The organism is Micromonospora xinjiangensis (assembly GCF_056150165.1).
Map to the genome: position 1 here is coordinate 880,152 of NZ_JAXCFO010000002.1, position 16,370 is coordinate 896,521.

Sequence of the window (16,370 nt, forward strand, 5' to 3'; positions counted from 1 at the left end):
GATGTTCAGTCTGCGGCCTCCTAGACTGCTTCGTCGTGGACACCGTGACGGGCACCTTCTGGGGGCCGGATTTCGACCAGCTCCGCGCCACCGATCCGGAGATCGCGGGCGTGGTGCTCGGCGAGCTGGACCGGCTGCGCGGCGGGTTGCAGCTCATCGCCAGCGAGAACCTCACCTCGCCCGCGGTGCTCGCCGCGCTCGGTTCGACGCTGACCAACAAGTACGCCGAGGGGTACCCCGGGCGGCGCTACTACGGCGGCTGCGCCGAGGTGGACCGGGCCGAGGAGATCGGCAACGCCCGGGCACGGGAGCTGTTCGGCGCCGACCACGCCAACCTGCAGCCGCACTCCGGCGCCAGCGCCAACCTGGCGGCGTACGCGGCGTTGGTGCAGCCGGGCGACACCGTCCTGGCGATGGACCTGCCGCACGGCGGCCACCTCACCCACGGCAGCCGGGTCAACTTCTCCGGCAAGTGGTTCGCCACCGTCGGCTACACGGTCCGGCGGGACACCGAGCTGATCGACTACGACGAGGTGCGGGACCTGGCCCGGGCGCACCGACCCAAGATGATCATCTGCGGTGCCACGGCGTACCCGCGGCTGATCGACTTCGCCCGGTTCCGGGAGATCGCCGACGAGGTCGACGCCTACCTCGTGGTGGACGCCGCGCACTTCATCGGCCTGGTCGCCGGCAGGGCGATCCCGTCGCCGGTGCCGTACGCCGACGTGGTCACCTGCACCACCCACAAGGTGCTCCGCGGCCCGCGCGGCGGGATGATCCTCTGCCGCGAGTCGCTGGCCCAGCGGATCGACAAGGCGGTCTTCCCGTTCACCCAGGGCGGCCCGCTGATGCACGCGGTGGCGGCCAAGGCGGTGGCGCTGCGCGAGGCCGCGCAGCCCGAGTTCCGGGCGTACGCCGCCCAGGTGGTCCGCAACGCGCAGACGCTCGCCGCCGGGCTGGCCGACGAGGGCATGCGTCCCGTCTCCGGCGGCACCGACACGCACCTGGCCCTGATCGATCTCCGCCAGAGCGGGGTGACCGGCGCGGAGGCGGAGGCGCGCTGCGACGCCGCCGCGATCACGCTGAACAAGAACGCGATCCCGTACGACCCGCAGAAGCCGATGGTCGCCTCCGGAATCCGGGTGGGCACGCCGAGCGTGACCACCCAGGGCATGCGGGAGCCCGAGATGCGGCAGATCGCGGCCCTGATCGCGCGGGCGGTCCGGACCGATCCGGCCGCCGCCGGGGGCACCGACGAGCTGGCCCGGATCGGCGCCGAGGTGGCCGACCTGGTGGCGACGTTCCCGGCGTACCCCCGTGGCTGAGCCGGTGGCCCGCGCGGAGCGGGCGGCCGAGGACCGGGGCTGGCGGCTGCGGCACCTGCCGGTGCTGTTGATCGCGTCGGTGCTGCTGGGCGGCGTCGCGGCGGTGGTCGGCGGGGTGACCGGCGGTGCGGACGCGGCGCTCGGCGCCGCCGCCGGGGTGGCCGTCACGGTGATCAGTTACACCCTCACCACCGTGGTGCTGGCGTGGGCCGACGCCCGCAACCCGCAGCTGGTGCTGCCGTTCGGCCTCGGCCTCTACGTCGCCAAGTTCTCGCTGCTCGGCGCGGTCATGATCGGGGTGGCCTCGACCGGCTGGCCGGGCCTGATCCCGCTCTGCCTGGGCATCGCCGCCGGCGTCGTGGTCTGGACCGGTGTGCACATCTGGTGGCTGACCACCGTCCACGCCCGACGGGAGCGTCGCTGACCGGCGCGCCGTCCCACCTTCCGGACGGCGCGCCGAAGTGTCCCCGATCGGTCATTCTCTCGCTCGCCGGAGGGGAGTAGCGTGCATTGCGACGACTTCGCCCACCCGTGTCCCACACAACCAGGTTGTGCGGGGGGTGAGGCACAGCCTTCTCTCCTCGACTGATATCGTTCGCCCCGTCATGGCCGGTGACCAGAAACCCCCCAACACTGGCGGCCCGGGCGACGTTCCGTCCGGTGCCGGTCAGGGTTGGACCGCGCTCAGCTACCTGATCGCGGGCATGCTCGTGTGGGGCTTCATCGGCTGGCTGGTTGACGGATGGCTGGACACCGGGGGCATCGCCACCGGCATCGGGATCGTGCTCGGCATGGCCGGGGGCGTCATCCTGGTCATCCGCAACCTCGGCACGCCTAAATAGGAAGGGACGCGGTGTTCGGACAGTCGAACGTCCTGGCACAGGGCGAGGTTAATTTCCCACCCAGCGTGGAGGACTTCTACCTGCCCAGCATCGCCCCGTGGGGCGCGCACAACAGCTACTGGTTCACCAAGATCACGTTCATGGTGTGGCTGGCGGTCGGGATCCTGATCCTGTTCTTCCTGCTCACCTACCGCAAGCCGCAGCTGGTGCCGACCAAGAAGCAGTGGATCGCCGAGTCGATCTACGGCTTCGTGCGGAACAACATCGCGGTCGACATGATCGGGCACCAGGGCGTGCGGTTCGCGCCCTACTTCACGACGCTCTTCTGCTTCGTGCTGCTCACGAACTTCTTCGCGATCGTGCCGTTCTTCCAGATCTCGCCGAACTCGCACATCGCCTTCCCGGCCTTCCTCGCCGCGATCAGCTACGTGCTCTTCAACTGGGTCGGCATCAAGAAGCACGGCTTCGGCAAGTACTTCAAGCACGCCCTCATCCCGCCGGCGCCCTGGTACATCCTGCCGCTGCTGATCCCGATCGAGGCGTTCTCGACGTTCCTCGTCCGGCCCTTCTCGCTCGCCGTCCGTCTCTTCGCGAACATGTTCGCCGGCCACATGCTCCTGCTGGTCTTCACGCTCGGCGGCTTCGCGATGCTCAACGCCAACGCCCTGCTGGCGCCGATCTCGGTGCTGTCCTGGGTGATGACCGTGGCGCTCACCTTCCTCGAGTTCCTGGTCATCGTCCTGCAGGCCTACGTCTTCACCGTGCTGACCGCCAGCTACGTGCAGGGCGCGCTCGCCGACGAACACTGATCCACTCGCACCAACCGTTGTCGTCCCGCGTGAGAGTCACGCGTGATAACCAGGAGGAACCACACCAATGGACGCTAGCGTTCTCGCCGCGGTAGAGGGCAGCACCGCCGCCATCGGCTACGGCCTCGCCGCCATCGGCCCGGGTATCGGCGTCGGCCTGGTCTTCGCCGCCTACATCCAGTCGACCGCCCGCCAGCCGGAGTCGTCGCGGATGACCCTGCCGTACGTCTGGATCGGCTTCGCCGTCATCGAGGCGCTCGCCCTGCTGGGTGTCGCATTCGGCTTCGTGTGGCAGGGCCAGCTCTAATCCCGCCCTTCGACCGGGAGGTCTTCCATGTACTTCCTCGCCGCAGAAGGCGGTGAAGCGCACAACCCGATCCTTCCGCTCTGGCAGGAGATCGTGGTCGGTGGCATCGCCTTCATCATTCTCTGCTTCGTGCTGATGAAGTTCGTCTTCCCCCGCATGGAGCAGACGTTCCAGGCGCGCGTCGACGCGATCGAGGGCGGCATCAAGCGCGCCGAGGCCGCGCAGGCCGAGGCGAACCAGCTGCTCGAGCAGTACCGCGCGCAGCTCGCCGAGGCGCGCACCGACGCTGCCAAGATCCGGGACGACGCCCGGGCCGACGCCGAGGGCATCCGGCAGGACATCCTCGCCAAGGCGCGGGAGGAGGCCGACCGGGTCATCCAGGCCGGTAAGGACCAGCTCGCCGCCGAGCGGGCCACCATCGTGCGCGAGCTGCGCGCCGAGGTCGGCACGATCGCGGTCGACCTGGCCAGCAAGATCGTTGGTGAGTCGCTCGCCGACGAGGCGCGTCGCAAGGGCACCGTCGACCGGTTCCTGAGCAGCCTCGAGAGCACGGGGGCCCGCTGATGCAGGCCGCCAGCCGGGAGTCGTACAAGGTCGCGGCCGAGCGCCTCGACGCGTACGCCCGCGGCGCGGAGCCGTCGGCGGTGGCCACCACCGCCGACGACATCCTCTCCGTCGCCGCCCTGCTGCGGCGGGAGCCGCGGCTGCGCCGGGCGCTCTCCGACCCGGCCCGGTCCGGCGAGGACCGGTCGGGGCTGCTCGAGGGCATGCTCCGCGGCAAGATCGGCGCGGACGCGCTCGCGCTCCTCGGCGCCCTGGTCTCGGGTCGCTGGTCGGCGCCGTCGGAGCTGCTCGACGCCACCGAGCGCCTGGGCGTGGAGGCGCTGCTCGCCAGCGCCGACTCGGCCGGCGAGCTGGGCGAGGTGGAGGACGAGCTGTTCCGGTTCGGGCAGGTGGTGTCCGGCTCCCCGGAGCTGTCCAGCGCCCTCTCCGACCCGATGATCCCGTCCGAGCAGCGGGGCACCCTCGTCGACGAGCTGCTCGTCGGCAAGGCCCGTCCGGTCACCGGCTACCTCGTCGGGGTCGCGCTCGGGGGCTTCGGTGGCCGCTCCTTCATCGGGGCGCTCACCCGGCTGGTCGAGCTCGCCGCCGAGCGGCGGGACCGGCAGGTCGCGTACGTGACCGTCGCCGCCCCGTTGAGTGACGAGGAGGAGCAGCGGCTGGGCGCTCGCCTCTCCGCGATATACGGTCGGGAAGTATCCGTCCGACAGACGGTGAACCCCGACGTGCTGGGTGGCGTGAGCGTGCGGGTCGGCTCCGACCTGTACGACGGCACTGTCCTGCGCCGCCTCAACGAGACCCGCAACGCGCTCGCGAAGCGCTGACCGGCTCAGCCGCACAGCGCCCTGAACGACAGACGCCACTCGGACCGGTCGGTACTAGGTATCCCGGGCCCCTGATACATAAGGAAGCAGAGGATGGCCGAGCTGACCATCTCGACGGAGGAGATCCGCGGCGCCCTGGAGCGCTTCGTCTCCTCCTACTCGACCGACGTCTCCCGTGAGGAGGTCGGCACCGTCGCCGACGCCGGCGACGGCATTGCCCACGTCGAGGGCCTGCCCTCGACCATGACCAACGAGCTCCTGGAGTTCGAGGACGGCACGCTCGGCGTGGCGCTGAACCTCGACGTCCGGGACATCGGTGTCGTCGTCCTCGGTGACTACAGCGGTATCGAGGAGGGGCAGCGCGTCAAGCGCACGGAGCGCGTGCTCTCCGTGCCGGTCGGCGACGCCTTCCTCGGCCGCGTGGTCAACGCGCTCGGCCAGCCGATCGACGGCCTCGGCGACATCACGAACGAGGGCTACCGCGAGCTCGAACTCCAGGCCCCGAACGTGATGTCCCGGCAGTCGGTGTTCGAGCCGCTGCAGACCGGCATCAAGGCCATCGACGCCATGACCCCGATCGGCCGCGGCCAGCGCCAGCTGATCATCGGTGACCGGAAGACCGGCAAGACCACGGTCGCCCTGGACGCGATCCTCAACCAGCGGGACAACTGGCGCTCCGGCGACCCGAAGAAGCAGGTCCGCTGCATCTACGTCGCGATCGGCCAGAAGGCCTCCACCATCGCCTCCATCAAGGGGACGCTGGAGGAGGCGGGCGCGATGGAGTACACGACCATCGTGGCCTCCCCGGCCTCCGACCCGGCCGGCTTCAAGTACCTCGCCCCCTACACCGGCTCGTCCATCGGGCAGCACTGGATGTACGGCGGCAAGCACGTCCTGATCGTCTTCGACGACCTGAGCAAGCAGGCCGAGGCGTACCGCGCCGTGTCGCTGCTGCTGCGCCGCCCGCCGGGCCGCGAGGCGTACCCGGGTGACGTCTTCTACCTGCACTCCCGCCTGCTGGAGCGCTGCGCCAAGCTCTCCGACGAGCTGGGCGGCGGCTCGATGACCGGCCTGCCGATCATCGAGACGAAGGCCAACGACATCTCGGCGTTCATCCCGACCAACGTGATCTCGATCACCGACGGTCAGATCTTCCTCGAGACGGACCTGTTCAACCAGGGCGTCCGGCCGGCCATCAACGTCGGCACCTCGGTCTCCCGGGTCGGCGGCGCCGCCCAGGTGAAGCCGATGCGGAAGGTCGCCGGCTCGCTCCGGCTCAACCTGGCCCAGTACCGCGAGCTGGAGGCGTTCGCCGCCTTCGCCTCCGACCTGGACAAGGCTTCCCGCGCCCAGCTGGAGCGTGGCGCCCGCCTGGTCGAGCTGCTCAAGCAGCCGAACTACTCGCCGTACCCGGTGCAGGAGCAGGTCGTCTCCGTCTGGGCCGGCACCGAGGGCAAGCTGGACGACGTCCCGGTGGGCGAGATCCGCCGCTTCGAGTCCGAGTTCCTCCAGTACCTGCGGCACAAGCACGCGGGCGTCCTGGCCGGGATCGCGGACAACCAGTGGGACGACGAGATCATCGGCTCCCTGGACGCGGCCATCACCGAGTTCAAGCAGGTCTTCCTCGGCAAGGAGGACGAGCGCCAGGTCAACGAGGCGCCGGCCGCTCCCCTGGAGGGCGAGGAGAACCGCGAGACCGTGACCCGGTACCGCGACAGCGCGGCCGACCGGCCGGCGGAGTAGGGCTGACACATGGCGGCCCAGGTACGCGTTCTTCGTCAACGGATCCGCTCGGCGAAGTCGATGAAGAAGATCACCAAGGCGATGGAGCTCGTGGCGACGAGCCGGATCGCCAAGGCCCAGGCCCGGGTCGAGGCGTCCCTGCCGTACGCCCAGGCCATCACCGGCGTGCTCACGGCGCTGGCGTCCAACGCGCGGATCGACCACCCGCTGCTCACCCCGCGCGAGCGGGTGCGGCGGGCGGGCGTCCTGCTCATCACCGCCGACCGGGGTCTGGCCGGCGGTTACAGCACCAACGCGATCCGGACGGCGGAGTCGCTGCTCGCCCGGCTGCGGGCCGACGGCAAGGAGCCCGTGCTCTACGTCGTCGGCCGCAAGGGCGTGACGTACTACCGGTTCCGCAACCGGCCGATCGAGGCGAACTGGACCGGCTTCTCGGAGCAGCCCGCGTTCTCGGACGCCCGCACGGTGGGCGAGACGCTGATCAAGGCGTTCTCGGCCGGTGCGGACGACGTCGACGGCGGCGCCGGGGCGGACGGGGTGCTCGGGATCGACGAGCTGCACATCGTCTACACCGAGTTCAAGTCCCTGATGACCCAGACCCCGGTCGCGAAGATCATCGGCCCGATGCAGGTGGAGGACCGTCCGCGGTCCGAGGGCCTGCTGCCGGCGTACGAGTTCGAGCCGGAGGCGGAGGCGCTGCTCGACGCGCTGCTGCCGAAGTACATCAACACGCGGATCTACGCGGCGTTGATCGAATCGGCGGCCAGCGAGTCGGCGGCCCGGCGACGGGCCATGAAGAGCGCCACCGACAACGCCGAAGAGATGATCGAGAAGTACACGCGCGAGATGAACTCGGCCCGCCAGGCCGGGATCACCCAGGAGATCAGTGAGATCGTCGGCGGCGCGAACGCGCTGGCCGCGTCGGGAAGTGAAGTGTGATGACTGCCCCAGTAGAGACCAAGACGGCCACGGGTCGCGTGGTCCGGGTCATCGGCCCGGTCGTCGACGCCGAGTTCCCGCGCGACGCCATGCCGGACCTGTTCAACGCCCTGCACGTCGACGTGACGCTCTCCGGCGGCGAGAAGACGCTGACCCTCGAGGTCGCCCAGCACCTGGGCGACAACGTGGTCCGCGCCATCTCCATGCAGCCGACCGACGGCCTGGTCCGCGGCTCGGTGGTGCGTGACACCGGCTCGCCGATCAAGGTGCCGGTCGGTGACGCGATCAAGGGCCACGTCTTCAACGCGATCGGCGAGGTCCTCAACCTCACCGAGGGCGAGACCCTCCAGGCGGACGACTACTGGCAGATCCACCGCAAGGCCCCGGCCTTCGCGGACCTGGAGCCGAAGACCGAGATGCTGGAGACCGGCATCAAGGTCATCGACCTGCTGGCCCCGTACGTCAAGGGTGGCAAGATCGGCCTGTTCGGCGGCGCCGGCGTGGGCAAGACGGTGCTCATCCAGGAGATGATCACCCGGGTGGCCCGCAACTTCGGCGGTACGTCGGTCTTCGCCGGTGTGGGTGAGCGGACCCGTGAGGGCAACGACCTCATCGCCGAGATGACCGAGTCCGGCGTCATCGACAAGACCGCGCTGGTCTACGGCCAGATGGACGAGCCGCCGGGCACCCGGCTGCGGGTCGCGCTCTCCGCGCTCACCATGGCGGAGTACTTCCGCGACGTGCAGAAGCAGGAGGTGCTGCTCTTCATCGACAACATCTTCCGCTTCACCCAGGCCGGTTCGGAGGTTTCGACGCTGCTCGGTCGGATGCCGAGCGCCGTGGGTTACCAGCCGACCCTGGCCGACGAGATGGGTGAGCTCCAGGAGCGGATCACCTCCGTCCGGGGCCAGGCCATCACCTCGATGCAGGCGATCTACGTGCCGGCGGACGACTACACCGACCCCGCTCCGGCCACCACGTTCGCCCACCTCGACGCGACCACCAACCTGGAGCGGTCGATCTCCGACAAGGGCATCTACCCGGCCGTGGACCCGCTGGCGTCCTCGTCCCGGATCCTGGCGCCGGAGTTCGTCGGCCAGGAGCACTTCGCGGTGGCGACCGAGGTGAAGCGGATCCTGCAGCGCTACAAGGACCTGCAGGACATCATCGCCATCCTCGGCATCGAGGAGCTCTCCGAGGAGGACAAGGTCACGGTCGGCCGGGCCCGCCGGATCGAGCGCTTCCTGTCCCAGAACACGTACGCGGCGGAGCAGTTCACCGGCGTGCCGGGCTCGACGGTCCCGATCAAGGAGACCATCGAGGCGTTCCGCAAGATCAGCGAGGGCGAGTACGACCACTTCCCCGAGCAGGCCTTCTTCATGTGCGGCGGTCTGGACGACCTGGAGCGCAAGGCAGCGGAGCTGATGAAGGGCTGATCAAGCTCGAAAAAGGCCGCCCCGGCGAACGCCGGGGCGGCTTTTTGTTCACCTCCGGCACGTACGGTGGCCGCTGCGTCGTTTGCACGCTCGGCGATGCCCGGGACGCGAGGTAGCGTTCACCGCGCCCTCACACCTGGTCAACGTGGATCGGTGCAACCTTCTGGAGGCTGCACGCCGTCTTGAGTTCCACAGGCGGCGTGACGAACGGAGACAGTCGTGGCCAAGGCCGGTACGGACGGCCGCAAGCGCTCGTTCTGGCGGAGTGTCCCCCGCTGGGCGCGGGTGTGCACCATCTTCGGCACGGTGCTCATGGTGCTCAGCGGAGCGGTGCTCGTCGGGACCGAGATGCTGACCGCCAGGTACGAGGGCGCCGTCGGCAAGGCCGACCTCTTCGGCGACCAGGCCAAGGGCGCCGAGCCGCGCAAGAGCGACATCAAGGGGCCGCTCAACATCCTGCTGGTCGGCATCGACCCGAGGAAGCCGCAGGACGCCCCGCTGGCCGACTCGATCATGATCCTCCACGTGCCCGCCACGATGGATCGGGCGTACCTCTTCTCGCTGCCCCGGGACCTCTACGTCGACATCCCCGCCTTCTCGAAGGCGAACTTCGACGGCGAGACCACGAAGCTGAACGCCGCGATGTCCTTCGGTAGCCGGGTGCCGGGCGGGAACCCGGACGCCGCCCGCGGCTTCGAGCTGCTGGCGAACACAGTGCAGGAGATCACCGGCATCAAGCGGTTCGACGCCGGGGCGATCGTCAACTTCACCGGCTTCAAGAACATCGTCGACGCCATGGGTGGCGTCGACATGTACATCGAGCGGGAGGTGAAGTCGGAGCACCGGCAGCCGGACGGCACGATGCGTGAGCTGAGGCCGGGCGGTGGCGGCTACCTCGGTCCGCAGGCGGTCTACCCGAAGGGCAACCACCACCTGAAGGGCTGGCAGGCGCTGGACTACGTCCGGCAGCGCTACCCGAAGAACGGCGTCCCGGACGCGGACTACGGCCGGCAGCGCCACCAGCAGCAGTTCATCAAGGCGATGGTCGGGCAGGCGTTCAGCGCCGACGTGGTGACCAACCCGATCAAGCTGGACCGCGTGATCCGCGCGGCCGGTCACTCCTTGATCTTCAACGGCCGGGGCAACAGCGTGCTGGACTTCGCCCTCGCGCTGAAGGACCTGCGTCCGGACACGATCCAGATGGTCAAGCTCTCCGGCGGCCCGGTCTACGACGGCAAGACCTACCTGGGGGAGAAGTTCCAGCCCGGGGTGGCGGACTTCTTCACGGCCCTGCACGACGAACAGCTGGACGCCTTCCTGCTCGAACATCCGGACTTCCAGAACAAGACCAGGTAGTCCCGACCTCTCTCGCCACCCGCGTGGGTGATGCCGTGGCGACGGGACTAGAATTTGCCCATTCCGCCGCCGCAGCAAGGAGACAGCGTGGCACAGCAGCTTCACGTCGAGCTCGTAGCCGTTGAGGAGAAGGTCTGGTCCGGCGAGGCCGAGATGGTCGTCGCCCGGACGACCGAGGGCGAGCTGGGTGTGCTGCCCGGCCACGCGCCGCTGCTCGGCCAGCTCGCCGAGCCCGGCCAGGTACGCATCAAGCTCGCCGGCGGCGAGCAGGTCTCCTACGAGGTGGCCGGTGGCTTCCTCTCGGTGAGCGCCGAGGGCGTCACGGTCCTCGCCGAGAGCGCCACCCCCGTTTCCGGCGCGCAGAGCCGCTGAGTCCGCCCCGCTGATGGAGATCGTCGAAGGGATCGGAATCGGCATCGCCGCCGTCCTCGGCGCGCTCCTGATCCTCTTCGTGCGGCGGGCACTGTTCACCCGCAGCGGTGGCACCATCCGGCTCAGCGTCCGGGTCTCCACCCTGCTGGACGGGCGTGGCTGGTCACCCGGCTTCGGGCGGTTCGTCGGCGACGAGCTGCGCTGGTACCGGCTGTTCAGCTTCGCGCTGCGACCCAAGCGGGTGCTCTACCGCAAGGGGCTCGCGGTCGAGCGGCGGCGCCTGCCCGAGGGTCAGGAGCGCCTCTCCATGCCCGCCGACTGGGTCATCCTCCGATGCACCAGTCACCACGCTCCGGTGGAGATCGCCATGGCGCGGTCCACCGTGACCGGTTTCCTCTCCTGGCTCGAGGCCGCCCCACCCGGGGCGGCCTCGCCGCGTATGGCGTCCCAGGACTGGCCGGCGGCCTGAGCCCCGCCACCGGGCACGCCACGCCCGCACCCGGACGACGCGTGCGGGCCGGGCGGCCGCCCGGGGTGGGCCGGCGGGCGTGCCGCCGTGCGCCGCCCTGTCGCTCCTGCTCCGGCCCGACCGTGCCGACTCACTCCGACGCGACGAGTTCGACCTCGTACCCCTGCCCGTCGGCGAGGTAGCCCGCGTAGGTTCCCGGGCCGCCGGCGTGCGGATGCCGGTCCGGGAAGAGCAGCGTCCAGCCGTACGCGGGCGCCTCCGCGACGAGCCGGTCCACGGCGGCCGGCGGCCCCGCGTGGAACGCGAGGTGGTTCAGGCCGGGCGCGAGCCGGTCGTGCCGTAGCCCGTTCAGCGCGGGGGACCGCTCCAGCACGAGGTACGTCGGACCGAGCTTCCAGGAGCGGCCCGCGGGCCACTCCTGGAAGGGCTCCCAGCCCAGCTCGCCGAGAAGCCAGCCCCAACCATGTTCAGCGGCGGCCAGATCGGGGACCCAGACCTCGATGTGGTGCAGACCGCCGGTCAGCGCTGTCCGCCCGGGACCCATAGCACATCTCCGGCCGGATTTGCCGTTCTTGACAGGATAAAGAGCAAATCGGAGAGCCGGTTGAGATACTTCGCGGGGAGAGTGCTGGTCCGCTCCGGGTCGTGGTCGACCAGCGCCCATGCCGCACGCTCGGCGCGCCGGGCGGTCGTCCGTGCCACGTGCAGCAGCGCCGCGCCTGCGGTGCCGCCGGGGAGGATGAAGGAGTCGAGCTTGCTCAGGCGCGCGTTGAACTCGTCGCACCAGCCCTCGAGGCGCTCGACGTACCCCTCGGTGACACGCAGCGGCGGATACTTCGGCTCCGGCTCGACGGGGGTGGCGAGGTCGGCGCCCACGTCGAAGAGGTCGTTCTGGATCGACCCGAGCACCGCCCGCACCTCGTCGTCGAGCTGCCCGAGGGCGAGCGCCACGCCGATCGCCGCGTTGCACTCGTCCACGTCGGCGTACGCGACGATCCGCGGATCGGTCTTCGGCACCTGCTCGTTGTTGTTCAGCCTGGTCGTGCCGGCGTCGCCGGCCCTGGTGTAGATGCGCGTGAGGTGGACGGCCATGACGCACAGCCTACGGATACCGGACCTGACGATCCCGGTGCGGCCGGACGCCGCCCCGGGCTGGCCGGCCACGGTCGGCCCCGCCGACGCGGGCGACACGGCGGTCAACGACGTCGACGTCATCCGCGTCCGCGGAGGCGCTCGGCTCGCCGGGACGGTGCACGTCGTCGGCGCGAAGAACTCGGCGCTGAAGCTGATGGCCGCGGCCCTGCTCGCCCCGGGCCGTAGCGTGATCACCAACGTCCCGCGCATCACCGACATCGCCATCATGGGGGAGGTGCTGCGGCGACTCGGCTGTGACGTGCGGTTCGACGCGGACGACCCGGTGGATCCGATGGTGGCCCGGGGTGGAGTGGCCCGGTCCCGGTCGGTGAGCATCGACGTGCCCGAGCGGCCGGGCACCGACGCGGACTACGACCTCGTCCGGCGGCTCCGCGCCTCGATCTGCGTGCTCGGCCCGCTGCTCGCCCGTCTCGGGTACGTGCGGGTGGCGCACCCCGGCGGTGACGCCATCGGCTCGCGGGGTCTCGACATGCACATCTCCGGGCTCACCCGGATGGGCGCGGAGATCTCCGGCGAGCACGGCTTCGTCATCGCCTCGGCGCCGCACGGCCTGCACGGCGCCGAGATCACGCTGGACTTCCCGAGCGTGGGCGCCACGGAGAACCTGGTGATGGCGGCCGTGCTGGCCCGCGGCGCCACGGTGATCGACAACGCGGCCCGCGAGCCGGAGATCGTCGACATCTGCACGATGCTCCGGCAGATGGGCGCGCAGATCTCCGGTGCGGGCACGTCGACCCTGCACATCGAGGGTGTGCCGGAGCTGCGGCCGGTGCGGCACGCGACGGTCGGCGACCGGATTGTCGCCGGCACCTGGGCCTTCGGCGCCGCCATGACCCGCGGCGACGTGACGGTGACCGGGGTGGACCCGGCCTTCCTGGAGGTCGCGCTCGACAAGCTGGTCGCCGCGGGCGGGCTGGTGGAGACGCGGGACGACGCGTTCCGGATCCGGATGGACGACCGGCCGGTCGCGGTGGACGTCGTCACCCTGCCCTTTCCCGGCTTCGCCACCGACCTGCTGCCGATGGCGATCGGGCTGGCCGCGGTGAGCAAGGGCGGCTCCCTGATCACCGAGAACATCTTCGACGGCCGCTTCATGTTCGCCAACGAGATGATGCGGCTCGGCGCGGACATCAAGACCGACGGGCACCACGCCCTCGTCTGCGGCCGCGACCGCCTCTCCGGCGCGCCGGTGCAGGCCACCGACATCCGCGCCGGGGCCGGCCTGATCATCGCGGGGCTCTGCGCGGACGGGGTCACCGAGGTCTCCCACGTGCACCACGTCGACCGCGGCTATCCCGACTTCGTGGCCGACCTGCGGGCGCTGGGGGTCGAGGTCGAGCGCGGCACCGCGCCGGAGGAGCCCGACCTGACCATCTGACGCCGATCCGGCTTAGCCATCGTTCAGCCTTGCCGACTAGGGTGCTGGCAGACACTCAATCAGGCGGAGGAGAGAGCAGATGGCGGGTCGACTCGCGGTCGTCGGGGCCGGGCTGATGGGCTCCGGCATCGCCCAGGTGGCGGCGCAGGCGGGCTGGCAGGTGACCCTGCGGGACCTGGACGACGCGGCCACCGAGCGGGGCGTCGGCGGCATCCGGCGGTCGCTGGAGAAGTTCGCCGAGAAGGGCAAGATCGAGGCGTCGGAGGTCGAGGCGACGCTGGCCCGGATCACCCCGACCACCGATCTTGAGGCGGCCGCCGAGGCGGACATCGTGGTCGAGGCGGTGTTCGAACGGCTGGAGGTCAAGCAGGAGGTCTTCCGGGCGCTGGACAAGATCTGCAAGTCCGACGCCGTCCTGGCCACCAACACCTCGGCCATCCCGGTCACCCAGATCGCGGCCGTCACCGAGCGCCCCGAGGCCGTGGTCGGCACGCACTTCTTCTCGCCGGTGCCGATGATGAAGCTCTGCGAGCTGGTGCGGGGCTACAAGACCAGCGACGCCACCCTGGCCACCGTGCGGGCGTTCGCCGAGGAGATCGGCAAGACGGTCGTCGTGGTCAACCGGGACATCGCCGGTTTCGTCACCACCCGGCTGATCGCCGCCCTCGTGGTGGAGGCGGTCAAGCTCGTGGAGTCCGGCGTGATCTCGGCGGAGGACCTGGACACCGCCTGCAAGCTGGGCTTCGGCCACGCCATGGGCCCGCTCGCCACCACCGACCTGACCGGCGTCGACGTGCTGCTGCACGCGGCGAAGAACATCTACACCGACACCGCCGACGAGAAGTTCTTCCCGCCGGAGCTGCTCCAGCGGATGGTCACCGCGGGCGACCTGGGCCGCAAGACCGGCAAGGGCTTCTACACGTACTGAGCCGACGTCGGTGGAGGCACCGATGGCCCCGGGGGAGCGGGTGACCAGCGGTGCCTCCGTCGTTCACGGGGTCGTCGCGGCCGGATCGGACCTGCTCCGGTCGCCGGCGACCCGGGCACCCGGGCCGGGGCACGCTCGTCGCCGGCTGCTGACCGTCCGCGGTCGGGCGCCGGCCGATCAGCCGTCGCGCCTCGTGGTCCACCGGAACGTGCCGAGGCAGAGCACGAGGCCGACCACGCACCAGGCGGCGAGGACCAGGGCGACCCGGCCCAGCTCGAACGAGCCGCCGGCCTCCTGCGCCCCGAAGCTCTCCGGCAGGAAGACCGCCCGCAGGCCCTGGCACATCCACTTGAGCGGGAAGATCGCGGCCACCTGCTGCATCCAGGCGGGCAGCTCGGTGAAGACGAAGAAGACCCCGGAGATGAACTGGAGGACCAGGGCCACGGGGGTCACCACCGCGGAGCCGCTGCGCGCGGTGCGGGCCAGCGACGAGATGGCGATGCCGCACAGCGTGCACGCGGTGACGCCGAGCACCGCGACCCAGCCGAAGGTGAGCCAGCGCCCGGCGGTCGCCGGCAGGTCGAGGTCGAAGAAGGCGGCCGAGACGGCGAGCAGCAGCACGGTCTCCACCACGCCGATCACCACCACCATGATCACCTTGCCGGCGAAGTACACCCACTTCGGCATCGGCGTGCCCCGGTAGCGCTTCAGCACGCCGCGGTCCCGCTCGATGGGGATCCAGATGCCGAGGTTCTGGAAGCTGACGGTCATGAGGCCGGTGGCGATCATGCCGGTGATGAAGTACTGGGTGTAGCTGACTTCCGGAGCGATCTCGTCGTTGAAGATCGCCGCGAAGATCAGGATCATGATGATCGGGAAGCCCATCGTGAAGACGACGGACTCCCGGCTGCGCAGGAACTGGGTGATCTCCAGCCGGCCCTGCCGCAGCCCGAGCGCGACCGGGCCCACCCGCCGGGCCGGGGTGGCGGCGACCGGGGCCGCCGGCTTCGTGGTGGTGGTCATCGGTGTCCGATCATCGTGAGGTAGACGTCTTCCAGGGTCGGCCGCGTCACGGTCAGGCCCGGCACCTCGCCGCCGAACCGCTCGGCCAGCTCCGCGACCAGCGCCGTCGGGGTCGCGCTCTGCGCGCTCTCCACGGCCCCCTCGGGCGTACGCCAGGAGACGGTCGCCAGGGCGGCCTGCCGGTCACCGAGTTGGTCCGGCGTGGCCACCGCCACCAGCCGACCGCCGGCGATCACGCCGACCCGGTCGGCCAACGCCTCGGCCTCGTCGAGGTAGTGGGTGGTGAGCACGATCGTGGTGCCCGCGGCGGCCAGGTCCCGGATCAGCTCCCAGAACTCCCGGCGCGCCTCCGGGTCGAAGCCGGTGGTCGGCTCGTCGAGGAAGAGCAGCTCGGGCCGGCCGATGATGCCGAGCGCCACGTCGAGCCGGCGCTTCTGCCCGCCGGAGAGGCTGTGCGTCCGAGCCCGTGCCTTCCCGGTCAGCCCGACCCGGGCGATGACCTTCTCCGGGTCGTCGGCGTCCGGGTAGAAGCCGGCGAAGTGCCGCACCACCTCGGCCACCGTCAACTCGTCGAACTCACCGGTGCCCTGGAACACGATGCCCACCCGCGAGCGCCAGTCGGCGGCCGGCGCGGCCGGGTCGCTCCCGAGCACGCGGACGTCGCCCGCGTCCCGCCGGCGGTAACCCTCCAGGATCTCCACCGTCGTGGTCTTGCCCGCCCCGTTCGGGCCGAGCAGCGCGAACACCTCGCCCCGGCGGACGTCGAGGTCCAGGCCGGCCACCGCGACGTTGTCGCCGTACGCCTTGCGCAGCCCCCGTACGGAGATCGCCAGCTCGTCATCCATGCCGTCAAGTGTGCGACCTGGTGACGGCCGGTGGCCGCGCGGGGTGTGGCGATCGGAG

Annotated in this window: 19 protein-coding genes; 15 read left to right on the top strand and 4 right to left on the bottom strand. The window is 70.5% G+C overall.

Features of this window, described 5'->3' with window-relative positions; translation table 11 throughout:
- The first annotated feature begins 35 nt into the window (after positions 1–35).
- From SM573_RS10935 to SM573_RS10995, 13 genes are all read left to right on the top strand, one after another.
- Positions 36–1,325, top strand: coding sequence for a serine hydroxymethyltransferase (locus SM573_RS10935; RefSeq protein WP_474615995.1), 1,290 nt, complete (start codon positions 36–38; stop codon positions 1,323–1,325).
- On the top strand, positions 1,318–1,749 hold the full coding sequence (locus SM573_RS10940; RefSeq protein ID WP_474613796.1) for a hypothetical protein: 432 nt from the start codon (positions 1,318–1,320) through the stop codon (positions 1,747–1,749). Before SM573_RS10935 ends, SM573_RS10940 begins: the two co-directional genes overlap by 8 nt.
- A 181-nt stretch (positions 1,750–1,930) precedes the next feature.
- The gene (locus tag SM573_RS10945; RefSeq protein ID WP_474613797.1) at positions 1,931–2,167 is read left to right on the top strand and encodes an AtpZ/AtpI family protein; all 237 of its coding nucleotides are present in this window, start codon (positions 1,931–1,933) and stop codon (positions 2,165–2,167) included.
- Between the two features lie 11 nt (positions 2,168–2,178).
- Positions 2,179–2,976 (top strand): F0F1 ATP synthase subunit A, encoded by a 798-nt coding sequence (atpB, locus tag SM573_RS10950; RefSeq protein WP_474613798.1) that lies wholly within the window; start codon positions 2,179–2,181, stop codon positions 2,974–2,976.
- Between the two features lie 67 nt (positions 2,977–3,043).
- Entirely contained in the window at positions 3,044–3,283 is a 240-nt protein-coding gene (locus tag SM573_RS10955; RefSeq protein WP_120330450.1) for an ATP synthase F0 subunit C, read from the top strand.
- Between the two features lie 27 nt (positions 3,284–3,310).
- Entirely contained in the window at positions 3,311–3,847 is a 537-nt protein-coding gene (locus tag SM573_RS10960; RefSeq protein WP_474613799.1) for a F0F1 ATP synthase subunit B, read from the top strand.
- On the top strand, positions 3,847–4,668 hold the full coding sequence (locus SM573_RS10965) for a F0F1 ATP synthase subunit delta (protein ID WP_474613800.1): 822 nt from the start codon (positions 3,847–3,849) through the stop codon (positions 4,666–4,668). Before SM573_RS10960 ends, SM573_RS10965 begins: the two co-directional genes overlap by 1 nt.
- A gap of 93 nt (positions 4,669–4,761) precedes the next feature.
- The gene (atpA, locus tag SM573_RS10970; RefSeq protein WP_474613801.1) at positions 4,762–6,411 is read left to right on the top strand and encodes a F0F1 ATP synthase subunit alpha; all 1,650 of its coding nucleotides are present in this window, start codon (positions 4,762–4,764) and stop codon (positions 6,409–6,411) included.
- Positions 6,412–6,420: 9 nt separating this feature from the next.
- The gene (locus tag SM573_RS10975) at positions 6,421–7,350 is read left to right on the top strand and encodes a F0F1 ATP synthase subunit gamma (protein WP_474613802.1); all 930 of its coding nucleotides are present in this window, start codon (positions 6,421–6,423) and stop codon (positions 7,348–7,350) included.
- Positions 7,350–8,786 carry a F0F1 ATP synthase subunit beta gene (gene atpD / locus SM573_RS10980; RefSeq protein WP_474613803.1) on the top strand — a complete coding sequence of 479 codons (1,437 nt, stop codon included), beginning with the start codon at positions 7,350–7,352 and terminating at the stop codon, positions 8,784–8,786. Before SM573_RS10975 ends, atpD begins: the two co-directional genes overlap by 1 nt.
- 219 nt (positions 8,787–9,005) lie before the next feature.
- Entirely contained in the window at positions 9,006–10,142 is a 1,137-nt protein-coding gene (locus SM573_RS10985) for an LCP family protein (protein WP_474613804.1), read from the top strand.
- Between the two features lie 87 nt (positions 10,143–10,229).
- Positions 10,230–10,514 carry a F0F1 ATP synthase subunit epsilon gene (locus SM573_RS10990; RefSeq protein WP_474613805.1) on the top strand — a complete coding sequence of 95 codons (285 nt, stop codon included), beginning with the start codon at positions 10,230–10,232 and terminating at the stop codon, positions 10,512–10,514.
- 13 nt (positions 10,515–10,527) lie between these two features.
- Positions 10,528–10,983 (top strand): DUF2550 domain-containing protein, encoded by a 456-nt coding sequence (locus tag SM573_RS10995; RefSeq protein WP_474613806.1) that lies wholly within the window; start codon positions 10,528–10,530, stop codon positions 10,981–10,983.
- 130 nt (positions 10,984–11,113) lie between these two features.
- Here SM573_RS10995 and SM573_RS11000 read toward each other — a convergent pair whose 3' ends face one another.
- Positions 11,114–11,527, bottom strand: coding sequence for a VOC family protein (locus SM573_RS11000; RefSeq protein ID WP_474615996.1), 414 nt, complete (start codon positions 11,525–11,527; stop codon positions 11,114–11,116).
- Positions 11,503–12,075, bottom strand: coding sequence for a cob(I)yrinic acid a,c-diamide adenosyltransferase (locus SM573_RS11005; protein WP_474613808.1), 573 nt, complete (start codon positions 12,073–12,075; stop codon positions 11,503–11,505). Before SM573_RS11005 ends, SM573_RS11000 begins: the two co-directional genes overlap by 25 nt.
- Between SM573_RS11005 and murA the strand changes: the two genes are divergently transcribed.
- On the top strand, positions 12,074–13,516 hold the full coding sequence (gene murA / locus SM573_RS11010; protein WP_474613809.1) for a UDP-N-acetylglucosamine 1-carboxyvinyltransferase: 1,443 nt from the start codon (positions 12,074–12,076) through the stop codon (positions 13,514–13,516). The genes SM573_RS11005 and murA overlap by 2 nt on opposite strands.
- 79 nt (positions 13,517–13,595) lie before the next feature.
- On the top strand, positions 13,596–14,444 hold the full coding sequence (locus SM573_RS11015) for a 3-hydroxyacyl-CoA dehydrogenase family protein (RefSeq protein WP_474615997.1): 849 nt from the start codon (positions 13,596–13,598) through the stop codon (positions 14,442–14,444).
- A 177-nt stretch (positions 14,445–14,621) separates the two neighbouring features.
- On the opposite strand, the gene SM573_RS11020 is transcribed toward SM573_RS11015, so the two are convergent.
- Both SM573_RS11020 and SM573_RS11025 read right to left on the bottom strand, forming a co-directional pair.
- Complete coding sequence (locus tag SM573_RS11020; RefSeq protein WP_474615998.1) at positions 14,622–15,467, bottom strand: ABC transporter permease; 846 nt, start codon at positions 15,465–15,467, stop codon at positions 14,622–14,624.
- Complete coding sequence (locus tag SM573_RS11025; protein WP_474613812.1) at positions 15,464–16,312, bottom strand: ABC transporter ATP-binding protein; 849 nt, start codon at positions 16,310–16,312, stop codon at positions 15,464–15,466. The genes SM573_RS11020 and SM573_RS11025 overlap by 4 nt, the downstream gene beginning before the upstream one ends.
- Between the last annotated feature and the right edge of the window lie 58 nt (positions 16,313–16,370).

Excerpts from the sequence above, each read along its gene's own strand:
- SM573_RS10945 (WP_474613797.1), top strand. The coding sequence starts at position 1,931 with ATGGCCGGTGACCAGAAACCCCCCAACACTGGCGGCCCGGGCGACGTT.
- SM573_RS10955 (WP_120330450.1), top strand. The coding sequence starts at position 3,044 with ATGGACGCTAGCGTTCTCGCCGCGGTAGAGGGCAGCACCGCCGCCATC.
- SM573_RS10960 (WP_474613799.1), top strand. The coding sequence starts at position 3,311 with ATGTACTTCCTCGCCGCAGAAGGCGGTGAAGCGCACAACCCGATCCTT.
- SM573_RS10965 (WP_474613800.1), top strand. The coding sequence starts at position 3,847 with ATGCAGGCCGCCAGCCGGGAGTCGTACAAGGTCGCGGCCGAGCGCCTC.
- atpA (WP_474613801.1), top strand. The coding sequence starts at position 4,762 with ATGGCCGAGCTGACCATCTCGACGGAGGAGATCCGCGGCGCCCTGGAG.
- SM573_RS10975 (WP_474613802.1), top strand. The coding sequence starts at position 6,421 with ATGGCGGCCCAGGTACGCGTTCTTCGTCAACGGATCCGCTCGGCGAAG.
- atpD (WP_474613803.1), top strand. The coding sequence starts at position 7,350 with ATGACTGCCCCAGTAGAGACCAAGACGGCCACGGGTCGCGTGGTCCGG.
- SM573_RS10995 (WP_474613806.1), top strand. The coding sequence starts at position 10,528 with ATGGAGATCGTCGAAGGGATCGGAATCGGCATCGCCGCCGTCCTCGGC.
- SM573_RS11000 (WP_474615996.1), bottom strand. The coding sequence starts at position 11,527 with ATGGGTCCCGGGCGGACAGCGCTGACCGGCGGTCTGCACCACATCGAG.
- murA (WP_474613809.1), top strand. The coding sequence starts at position 12,074 with ATGACGCACAGCCTACGGATACCGGACCTGACGATCCCGGTGCGGCCG.
- SM573_RS11005 (WP_474613808.1), bottom strand. The coding sequence starts at position 12,075 with ATGGCCGTCCACCTCACGCGCATCTACACCAGGGCCGGCGACGCCGGC.
- SM573_RS11015 (WP_474615997.1), top strand. The coding sequence starts at position 13,596 with ATGGCGGGTCGACTCGCGGTCGTCGGGGCCGGGCTGATGGGCTCCGGC.
- SM573_RS11020 (WP_474615998.1), bottom strand. The coding sequence starts at position 15,467 with ATGACCACCACCACGAAGCCGGCGGCCCCGGTCGCCGCCACCCCGGCC.
- SM573_RS11025 (WP_474613812.1), bottom strand. The coding sequence starts at position 16,312 with ATGGATGACGAGCTGGCGATCTCCGTACGGGGGCTGCGCAAGGCGTAC.